Annotated in this window: 10 protein-coding genes, 1 pseudogene and 1 riboswitch; of the genes and pseudogenes, 4 read left to right on the top strand and 7 right to left on the bottom strand. The window is 43.4% G+C overall.

The genetic code is table 11. The features are described from left to right. A partial coding sequence (locus ACTNES_RS17040; RefSeq protein ID WP_441040189.1) for a sensor histidine kinase occupies positions 1 to 356 on the top strand: 356 nt, incomplete at its 5' end. Positions 357 to 365: 9 nt separating this feature from the next. Here ACTNES_RS17040 and ACTNES_RS17035 read toward each other — a convergent pair. From ACTNES_RS17035 to ACTNES_RS17025, 3 genes are all read right to left on the bottom strand, one after another. After that, on the bottom strand, positions 366 to 1,421 hold the full coding sequence (locus tag ACTNES_RS17035; RefSeq protein WP_291805897.1) for a threonine aldolase family protein: 1,056 nt from the start codon (positions 1,419 to 1,421) through the stop codon (positions 366 to 368). Positions 1,422 to 1,525: 104 nt separating this feature from the next. Beyond that, positions 1,526 to 1,930 (bottom strand): DUF1284 domain-containing protein, encoded by a 405-nt coding sequence (locus tag ACTNES_RS17030; protein ID WP_008705446.1) that lies wholly within the window; start codon positions 1,928 to 1,930, stop codon positions 1,526 to 1,528. A gap of 169 nt (positions 1,931 to 2,099) precedes the next feature. Further along, the gene (locus ACTNES_RS17025) at positions 2,100 to 2,975 is read right to left on the bottom strand and encodes a DMT family transporter (RefSeq protein ID WP_291805906.1); all 876 of its coding nucleotides are present in this window, start codon (positions 2,973 to 2,975) and stop codon (positions 2,100 to 2,102) included. A 214-nt stretch (positions 2,976 to 3,189) separates the two neighbouring features. After that, positions 3,190 to 3,293, top strand: a riboswitch (TPP riboswitch). 116 nt (positions 3,294 to 3,409) lie between these two features. Here ACTNES_RS17025 and thiW point away from each other — a divergent pair. Next, positions 3,410 to 3,997, top strand: a complete 588-nt coding sequence (thiW, locus tag ACTNES_RS17020) for an energy coupling factor transporter S component ThiW (RefSeq protein ID WP_118409701.1) — start codon at positions 3,410 to 3,412, stop codon at positions 3,995 to 3,997. Beyond that, the gene (gene thiM, locus ACTNES_RS17015; RefSeq protein WP_441040188.1) at positions 3,927 to 4,703 is read left to right on the top strand and encodes a hydroxyethylthiazole kinase; all 777 of its coding nucleotides are present in this window, start codon (positions 3,927 to 3,929) and stop codon (positions 4,701 to 4,703) included. Before thiW ends, thiM begins: the two co-directional genes overlap by 71 nt. 85 nt (positions 4,704 to 4,788) lie before the next feature. On the opposite strand, the gene ACTNES_RS17010 is transcribed toward thiM, so the two are convergent. From ACTNES_RS17010 to ACTNES_RS17000, 3 genes are all read right to left on the bottom strand, one after another. Continuing rightward, positions 4,789 to 6,189, bottom strand: a complete 1,401-nt coding sequence (locus tag ACTNES_RS17010) for an MATE family efflux transporter (RefSeq protein WP_330636015.1) — start codon at positions 6,187 to 6,189, stop codon at positions 4,789 to 4,791. Positions 6,190 to 6,289: 100 nt separating this feature from the next. Next, a complete protein-coding gene (locus tag ACTNES_RS17005) occupies positions 6,290 to 6,517 on the bottom strand; it encodes a helix-turn-helix domain-containing protein (RefSeq protein WP_081703326.1) in 228 nt (75 codons plus the stop codon). Positions 6,518 to 6,642: 125 nt separating this feature from the next. Continuing rightward, complete coding sequence (locus ACTNES_RS17000; protein WP_291805922.1) at positions 6,643 to 7,977, bottom strand: chloride channel protein; 1,335 nt, start codon at positions 7,975 to 7,977, stop codon at positions 6,643 to 6,645. A 218-nt stretch (positions 7,978 to 8,195) separates the two neighbouring features. Here ACTNES_RS17000 and pepT point away from each other — a divergent pair, with 218 nt between their 5' ends. Beyond that, positions 8,196 to 9,413, top strand: coding sequence for a peptidase T (gene pepT, locus ACTNES_RS16995; protein WP_441040187.1), 1,218 nt, complete (start codon positions 8,196 to 8,198; stop codon positions 9,411 to 9,413). A 212-nt stretch (positions 9,414 to 9,625) separates the two neighbouring features. Here the strand turns inward: pepT and ACTNES_RS16990 are convergent. Then, positions 9,626 to 9,897, bottom strand: a pseudogene (locus tag ACTNES_RS16990) (hypothetical protein); the annotation flags it as partial.

Here is a 9,897-nt window from a genome sequence, read left to right as displayed (position 1 = left end):
GTACTGTTACAGGCAGCTATATCCTTCTGTACCGGGCAGTCTATAATCTGGTTGAAAATGCGATCAAATATAACCGGCCTTCCGGTTCCGTTACTGTAAACATTCATTCTGCAGAATCTGCAGTCCTGAAGGTAACTGACACAGGCATCGGTATCTCCCTTGAAAATCAGGAAAAAATCTTTGATCCCTTCTACCGTGTGGACAAATCCCGCAGCCGCGCCATGGGCGGTGCAGGTCTGGGGCTTGCTCTTGTAAGCGAGATTGCCAGACAGCACAACGGCCAGGTAAAAGTAACCCAGAGCAGCGAAAAAGGCAGTACCATTGCCCTGATACTGCCTAAATCAACTGACTATTAATTTTTTCTCTTATTTATTTTTTTCCAGAATCTGAATCAGTTTCTGTGTATCTTCCATAGTAGTAGCCCAGCTTGTGGCAAAGCGGATCACAGAGTGTGTCTCATCATACTTCTCCCAGAATCCGAACTCCACATCCTGGGCTATTTTTTTCATTACCTCATTGGACACAATACAGAAGATCTGATTGGTGGGAGTATCCAGAGAAAGCTGATATCCATACTTCTTCAGTGCATCCTTGATCTGCTCTGCAGCTTCCATTGCAGGTTTGCCGATCCGCAGGTACAGCCCGTCCGTAAACAGCTCACCAAACTGGATTCCTGCAATCCGTCCCTTGGCAAGCAATGCTCCATGCTGCTTGATGATCGTAAAGAAATGAGGAATCCGTTCTTTCTGCGGTATAACCACTGCTTCTCCAAACAATGCTCCGCATTTGGTTCCTCCAATGTAAAATACATCGCTAAGTTCTGCCAGATCAGTGAGAGTCACATCATTCTCCGGGCTTGCCAGTGCATAGGCAAGGCGGGCGCCATCCACATAAAGGGGAAGATGATTTTCCCGGCAGACTTTGCTGAGAGCTGCTAATTCTTCTCTGGAATACAGGGTACCATATTCTGTTGGCTGGGAAATATATACCATCCCGGGCATTACCATATGCTCATAATTGGCATCATCATAGAAATCCTTCACCAGCTTCTCAATCTGCTGTGCAGAGATTTTTCCATCTTTCTGCGGTACTGTCAGAACCTTATGTCCACCAAATTCAATAGCGCCAGATTCATGGGTTGCAATATGACCTGTATCCGCAGCCACAACTCCCTGATAGGATTTCAAAAGTGCATCGATTACTGTGGCATTGGTCTGTGTTCCACCAACCAGCAGAAATACATCTGCCTCCGGTGCATTGCAGGCTTTTCTGATCTTTTCTTTCGCATCTTCTGTGTATGGATCCTGACCATAGCCCACTGTTTTCTCCAGGTTCGTCTCCATCAGCTTTTTCATGATCGCAGGATGTGCACCCTCCATGTAGTCACTGGCGAAATATAAACGTGATTCTGTATTTTCCATTTTTATCGTTATGTCCTTTCACTGCACTATTTGCGCATTTGACTTTTTTATTCATAGCTTCTGTTCTGTACCGGAACGCTATTCATTCTGTTACTCTATTTTTCTTAGCATTTCTCCCATCTGCTCTTCTGACTTTCACAGATGGAGTTCCACTGACAATTCCCACAGATTTCTTTCCTCTTTCCTGATGCCAGGATTTTCTTTTGAACAACATCTGTAAAATCATCAAATTCCATAATCTGTCCATTCTCCAGGCCGCATAGTTCCAGCACTGCATTGTCATATGCTTCTACAAGTGAAAAGGAAGAACAGCATCCTTTTTCATTATTCGGACAGGCAGAACAGATCTCGTCTGTATCTGCATGAAGCTGTATCTTTGCTCCCTTCTGGAAAATATCCAGCATTTCCTGCATATGTGCGGAAAACCCATTACTGTATCCCTCACCCTTGAAATATGCAAGGCACATTCCATGGTGAGGGCGTAGTGGAATATTTTTTATAAAAGACATCTTTGTGCACCCTTCTCCTTAATTTTTTAACATATTGGATACTTTAACACAAAGCGTTTTTATTGACAACTTTTTTTATTTTATAGTTTACAATCCAATAATTCTATATACTGATCGGATTTCATCAGACTTACTGGATAAAATCAGAAAATCCTTTTTTACTTTTTCTTCATTTACCAGCCTTAGCTACCCTCATATTATAAAGAAAGGTACCCAATGATGCCAGAATAATCAGCACATATCCTGTAAAGCTGTACGTATCCGGAATCTCTCCAAACAAGATAAATCCCAGCATCGTAGCAAAAATAATCTGCGAGTAATCAAAGATGGAAATCTTCCCTGCAGGTGCATAGGTGTATGCAGCCGTAATCGTAAACTGTCCGCCCGCTGCGAATAATCCTGCCATCAGCAATGTCACAAGCTGCTTCATACTCATGGGTGTGAAATGGAACAACATCCAGGGTACAACCGACAAGCAGGAGAAAAATGAAAAATAAAACACGATAACTGGTCCCTTCACTCCGTGAGTTCCCAGTACACGCACCATCGTATACGCAATTCCTGCTCCCAGTCCACCGCAGACTCCGATCAGTGCCGGAACAAGTGCCGCATTCTGAAATCCCGGTTTCACTACAAATAAACATCCGATAAACGCCAGCGCAACACACGCTGCCTGTGCCGGTCTGATCTTTTCCTTTAACAAAAGGAATGAAAAAATAATCGCAAAAAACGGAGATAACTTATTCAGGATCGATGCATCTGCCACCAACAGATGGTCAATGGCATAAAAGTTACACAGAATCCCCAGTGTCCCGCACACACAACGCAGGATCAGCGGTCCCCAGTATTTCTTATCCACCTTCGGCACTGTACGATTCTTACGGAGAATTATCGCTGCAAACACCGCCGCCACCAGATTCCGGAAGAAACTCTTCTCCACAGACGGCAGATCACCTGCCAGACGCACACTCACATTCATACAAGCAAAGAAAAACGCCGACAGGATGATCATTATCATACCCTTTATGTAATTTTCCTGTTTCATCAGATTTAACCTGCCTTTCTGTCCATGCAGACAGCTTCTTTTTCATAATATGCTGTCTGTCATCTACCTGTTAATCATAGCACGGACAATCGTTTTAGTACAAATAGATTTTTTATTCCAGCAACACTCTAAAAGGGGTTGCTGACCTGATTTTACATCCCATTGACTTTTCCAGATGCTTGTGTTACTCTAACACAAGAAAAATCTGCATATAGATGATAACAACGGGAGCCTGTGAGACAGGCTGAGAGGAAGATTGATCTTCGACCGCACCTGATATGGATAATGCCAGCGTAGGGACTGTATTTGTATATTAAAATCTGCCAGTGTGTTATTCCGGCAGATTTTTTTTTGCAGGATTTTATCTGTTTCCTGCACAACTGATAATGTCTGCTTCGGCAGACCAAATCTTCATTTCAAGGAGGTTCATTATTATGAACACAGACAGATCAAAAACACTCAGAATGGTCATGCTCGCCATGATGGTTGCCATCGGCGTTGTCATCTCACCTATTCTGAGAATCGAGGGTATGTGCCCTACTGCACACCTGATAAACATCGTCTGTTCCGTACTTCTGGGACCGTGGTATTCACTTCTTTGTGCCACTCTCATCGGAATCATCCGCATGATGTTTATGGGTATCCCGCCACTTGCACTGACAGGTGCCGTATTCGGCGCATTTTTATCAGGCGTTTTCTACCGCGCTTCTCATGGAAAGATTATCTGCGCAGTGATCGGTGAAATCTTCGGAACCGGTATCATCGGCTCTCTGGTTTCCTATCCTGTAATGGCATTTCTTATGGGCAGAAGCGGACTGAACGCATTTTTCTATACACCAATGTTTCTGGCAGCAACCTGCATGGGCGGCACCATTGCCTATTTCTTCCTGAAAGCATTAAGTCACGCAGGAATGCTTGCCAAATTTCAACAAAGCCTTGGAGCAAAAGTATATGATCGTAAATCAGACAAATCCCAGACAATTAACCAGAGCAGCACAGCCGCTGATTCATTGCATCACTAATCCGATTTCTATTCATGACTGTGCGAATATTATTCTGGCGGCCGGAGGCCGCCCGATCATGGCAGAACATCCGGCAGAAGTAGCTGAAATCACCAGAAGCTCTCATGCACTGGCACTGAATCTTGGAAATATCACCGATGCGCGTATGAAATCCATGCCGGAATCTCTGAAAACTGCTGCCAGTCTCCATATCCCTGTTATGCTTGATCTGGTAGGAACCGCCTGCAGCAATCTGCGTTACGAATTCGCGCAAAATCTTATGAACATCCACATGCCCGAACTCCTTAAAGGAAATATGTCTGAACTTCTTGCCATGTCCGGACAGACCTCACATGCAATCGGAATTGACGCAGGCGTACAGGATGTACTTACAGATGCCAATCGTTCCCATCTGAAAGAACTTTTCCAGGAAAAAGCTTCCCGGTGGAATACCACACTTCTTATCACAGGCAAGGAAGATATGATCGTCTCTGCCAATAAGTGTGAATTTATTACAAACGGCACTCCTGCCATGTCACAGATTACAGGAACCGGATGTATGCTTGGAATGATCTGTGCCACCTATCTGGCAGTTACAGACCCATTTACAGCTGCCGTCTCAGCAGCCAGAGAATTTGGCACAGCAGGAGAAAGAGCAGAGAAAAACAGCTCCGGCCCCGGAAGCTTCCAGACAGAGCTGTTCGATCAATTTTACAATCTTTTATAATCTACAGTTTATCAATAATTTTTTACAAAAAAGTTCCCGTCAGACAATATGGATAAATTTCTTCCATATCATCTGCGGGAACTTTTTATACTATTTCCGCACTGCGCATCTTTCCCAGTTCTCGTCTCGCAAACACAATTGCCAACACAAATGCCGCCGCATCTGCAATCGGTCCTGCATACATCACTCCATCAATTCCCATAAACAATGGGAAGATAATAATCAATGGCAGAAGAAAAATCACCTGTCGTGTCAGAGACATTACAATACCCAGCTTCGCCATACCGATAGAGGTAAAGAAACCGGAAGACACCGGCTGGATCCCATTTGCAAAAGTCATAAACATAAATATTTTCAGATAGTGTTCTGCAAACTGGAAATACAGATTACTTCCTGTTCCGAAGATACCCACGATCTGGTGTGGAAATATCTGGAAACAGAAAAAGAATATCGTTGCAATTACTGTACAGGCAGTTACAGAATAACGGTATGCCTGTCTTACTCTGTCATATTTCTTTGCTCCGTAGTTAAATCCCCAGATTGGCTGACTGCCCTGAGAAATACCAATACAGATTGCCATAAACACCATATTGACTTTGGAGATAACACCTACACAGGCAATGGGAATATCACTTCCATATACGGAATTTGCTCCGTAATAACGCAGAATATTATTCAATACGATCTGCACGATTGCCATTGCAATCTGATTAATACAGGAAGCAAGTCCCAGAGAAATAATTGCCCCCAGATATGACAGTTTCGGTTTCAGCATCTCACCGGACAGATACATTTTTCGGAACTTACAAAAATACACAATTACCAGAACTCCGGAAGCAACCTGTCCGATCACTGTTGCCCATGCAGCACCTTTAATCCCCCATCCAAATCCAAAAATAAACAGCGGATCCAGAATAGTATTAATAATCGCACCTATCATAATGCAGACCATAGAATAAGTCGGACTTCTGTCTGCTCTGACCACATGATTCCCGCCGACAGACAAAATATAAAATGGAAGTCCAAATGCAGTAATACCTGTATAATCAACAGCATAAGGCATAACATCTGCAGTTGCCCCGAACAATGTCAGAAGTGGTTTCAGGAACATCAGTACAATCACAGCGAGTATCAGACCACTGATTGCCAGTGACGACAACGCAGTACCTGCAATCCCGCTGGCTTTCTTCTCCTGTCCTGCCCCCATTTCCAGATTATAATTTGATGCACCGCCAATTCCCAAAAGCAATGCCAGCGCAGTTGCGACCGTTGTAACAGGAAACGCCACATTTGTAGCTGCATTTCCCAGCATCCCCACACCCTGTCCAATAAAAATCTGATCCACGATATTGTACATCGCACTGACCAGCATACTGATGATCGCAGGAATCGCAAACTTCGCGATCAATCCACCTACCGGTGCTATACCAAGCGGATTCTGTGCCTGCGAATTTATCTCCTGCGTACTTTGATTATCTTTTTCCAAGTAAACTCCATCCTCTCTCTACATATTCGATATAATTTCTGTCACTGCTATTTTGTAATAAAACACTTTTCAGGATAATCTCTATTATTTCCCTGCCCCACTATACCGTATCATTTACTTTAACATTTATTCTCTTTCCCTGCAACGTAAAAAGCATACCGACTCTTTCTGAATTTTTCAAAAGTTTACATACTTTTTGTCCTTTTTCTATCCGGTATCTCCTTGGAATCATTCCATATCGCTTCTTAAACTGCCGGAAAAAATAACTCTGGTTTTCATAACCGACACCCAGAGAAATTTCTTCAATAGACAAATCTGTCTGCCTCAACTGTCGCTTTTCATGGCTTTAGAATAACAAAAATAAGGACAGTTTTTCAGATTCTTATTAGACTGAAAAACTGTCCTTATTTTCTATTTATATCTCTACACCGAACAACTGCTCTGCAGTTTCGGTTAAAACCGCGTAGGTTTATTCACATACTTTGCCTTATACTTAGAATAAACAATCGTCTGGTCCTTATACAGTCCATAATATCCGGAAGCCGCATAACTGATAGAAACTGCGATCAGATAAAAGGAAACTCCCTTAAATCCAAACATCTCAAATGCAATGAGAATTGATGTAATCGGGCAATTTGTCACGCCACAGAATACAGCTGCCATTCCGCATGCTGCACAGATAGACGGGGAAAGTCCAAGCCAGTTTCCCATCACACATCCAAATGTCGCACCAATACAAAACGATGGCACAATCTCACCGCCGCGGAATCCGGCGCGCATGGTCAATGCTGTCAGCACCAGTTTCCAAAAGAAATCCAGTGGTCTTACCTGTCCTGTTTCTACTGCTTTCTCAATCAGTTCCGCACCGGCCCCCATATAATCTGTAGTTCCCAACAGCAGCGTAATTCCAATCACCAGACATGCTCCCACAACCACACGAACATACGGATTCTTAAAATATCTTCCATACGCTCCTGCCACTCCATTCAGCACCATGCAGAACACAATACTGATCACAGCACATCCAACAGCAACAACTCCCATCTTCAGTCCCGTTTCAATGGTCAGTTCCGGAATATCCACCACATGAAAAGCCTCTGGCGTAACTCCCATACCAGCCGCAAATCCAGATGCGATCAATGATGCGATCATACACGGCATCAGCGCCGTATAATACATAACACCAACGCTCACAACTTCCAATGCAAACACAGCCGCTGCCATCGGAGTTCCAAACAGCGCAGAGAATGCCGCACTCATACCACACATAACGATCACATGGCGGTCCTCCTCATCCAGATGGATCCACCGTCCAAGCTGATTCGTAATACTTCCGCCAAGCTGAATCGCCGCACCCTCACGTCCTGCAGAACCGCCTGCCAGATGTGTCAGCGCCGTAGAAATAAAGATCAGCGGTGCAGACAGAATCGGTACATCATCCTGCGATCTCACCGTAGAAAGCACCTGATTCGTACCTCCATCTTCCTTGCCAAATTTCTCATACAGAAACACAATGATCAGACCCATTACAGGCAACAGATAAAACATCCATCCATTCTCTTTCCTGTAATTCGTCACACCTTTCAGTGCAAAAGAAAACAGCGTACTCGCTGCTCCCACAATACATCCCACAAGCACCGCCAGCATCAGCCACTTCACAAGATTCGTCACATCCCGCTGAATCTCTCCGCTATAATATTGCAATTTCCCTTTCAGCGGACTTTTCTCTTCCGTGCTTCGTTCCTCCGTGCCATTCTCCTGAACTGCACGCTTTTCCTCTTTCTCCATTTCCCCCGTTACCTTTCCTGAATATTTTTAATATGAACTACTATTTTTATTCTAGCATACATTTTCCATATCTTCCAGAAAGATAAAAAAGAGAAATTAGATACAGAGTAAAACCAAAATACAAGAAATATTTTTACGTAATTCCTATAACGTGTTATACTTAACATACAATGCTGAGTTAAAAAAATCTGGCTCAGCCCGATACCAGGAGGTTTATCATGAAAGCATACGAACGCTTATTATCTTATGTAAAAGTTTTCACACCAAGCAGTGAAGAAACTGGAACTTCTCCATCCACACAGTACCAGTTTAACCTCGCCAGACAGTTGGTGCAGGAATTAAAGGACCTGGGTGTGGAAGATGCCAGCGTAGATGACCATTGCTATGTCTACGGACATATTCCGGCAACTGAGGGATACGAATCCCGCAAAAAACTGGGTTTTATCGCTCACATGGACACAGTATCTGACTTCTGCGATCATCCGGTTACTCCGGTTGTCACTCCGAATTATGACGGCGGAGAACTTACACTTGGAACCAGTGGAAGAGTACTTTCTCCGAAAATGTTCCCGCACCTGTCTTCATTAAAAGGCAGAACCCTCATCACATCCGATGGAACCACAATCCTTGGTGCAGATGACAAGGCAGGTGTTGCAGAGATCATGACAATGATCGAGCACTTAAATAACGGAACAATTGCCCACGGCCCAATCTCTGTTGCTTTTACTCCGGATGAAGAAATCGGAGGAGGCACTGATTATTTTGATGTAAAGAAATTCAATGCAGACTATGCCTATACTCTTGACGGCGATACAGAAGGTGAAATCCAGTATGAGAACTTTAATGCAGGCCGTGCAGTAGTAGAATTTACCGGTGTAAACGTACACCCGGGTTCTTCCAAGAATACAATGGTAAACGCAGCACTTGTTGCCATGGAATTTAACTCCATGCTCCCATCCGCAGATACCCCAAGAGATACTGAAGAATATGAAGGATTTTTCCATCTTGATGCCATGAACGGCAATGTCTCCACTGCTATGTTAGACTATATTATCCGTGACCACGATGCAGCATCTTTTGACTGCAGGATCAAAACCATGGAACACATCACCAAAATCCTCAATGAAAAGTGGGGCAAAGACACTGTAAAGCTTACCATTACAGAACAGTACCGAAACATGAAAGAAGTTATTGATACCTGCATGGAACTGATCAACTGCGCAACTGCAGCCTGCAAAGAATATGGAACACCTGCACTTATCACTCCGATCCGCGGCGGTACAGACGGTGCACGCTTAAGTTTCATGGGCGTCCCATGCCCGAACCTTGGAACCGGCGGACACGCTTTCCATGGTCCTTATGAACATATCACTGTGGAAGGAATGGATATTGCTGTTGAAGTGGGATTAAAGATTATTGAGTTATTCTATAAATAATTTCAGCTGAAAAAGTCCAGCAAAAAAACAAGCCTTTCACTGTCTGGTAAAGTAACAGTGAAGGGCTTATTTTAAATTTTGCAAGCCGATTTTCTCTGAGCCTGACTTAAATTGATATTTGCAATTGAAAGAAAGAACTTACCTGTTTTGAATCAAGCGGATATTCGCAATTGAAGCAGGGAGACTTACTTAATTCGGTTAAACTAATGGTATCATTCCGTATAAGTATTCCCATTTTCATCTGTCCAGGTTCCATCACCATTATCACTGAAACCAGTACCATTATCATCTCTGTAATAGTAGTCTCCATTTGTTGTCTGTGTAACAGTAACTGTATTTCCATCAGAAGAAGTCAATGTATGCTGTTCCAAGGTTGTTCCCAGATAATGAGTTGAATCATTTAAAGCAGGATATGTATTTCCATAATCATCTGTATAACTTTCATTTCCGTTATCAGTATATCCAACACCATCATATCCTCTAT

Origin of the sequence: Blautia sp. HCP3S3_D9, from assembly GCF_052063845.1 — a bacterium.
In the GTDB taxonomy this organism is placed as follows: Bacteria; Bacillota; Clostridia; order Lachnospirales; family Lachnospiraceae; genus Blautia_A.
This window is presented reverse-complemented; position numbering and strand designations above follow the sequence as displayed.

Coding starts and splice junctions, on each gene's coding strand:
- ACTNES_RS17025 (WP_291805906.1), bottom strand. CDS start 2,975: ATGAAACAGGAAAATTACATAAAGGGTATGATAATGATCATCCTGTCG.
- ACTNES_RS17000 (WP_291805922.1), bottom strand. CDS start 7,977: ATGGAGAAAGAGGAAAAGCGTGCAGTTCAGGAGAATGGCACGGAGGAA.
- pepT (WP_441040187.1), top strand. CDS start 8,196: ATGAAAGCATACGAACGCTTATTATCTTATGTAAAAGTTTTCACACCA.
- ACTNES_RS17030 (WP_008705446.1), bottom strand. CDS start 1,930: ATGTCTTTTATAAAAAATATTCCACTACGCCCTCACCATGGAATGTGC.
- thiW (WP_118409701.1), top strand. CDS start 3,410: ATGAACACAGACAGATCAAAAACACTCAGAATGGTCATGCTCGCCATG.
- ACTNES_RS17035 (WP_291805897.1), bottom strand. CDS start 1,421: ATGGAAAATACAGAATCACGTTTATATTTCGCCAGTGACTACATGGAG.
- thiM (WP_441040188.1), top strand. CDS start 3,927: ATGATCGTAAATCAGACAAATCCCAGACAATTAACCAGAGCAGCACAG.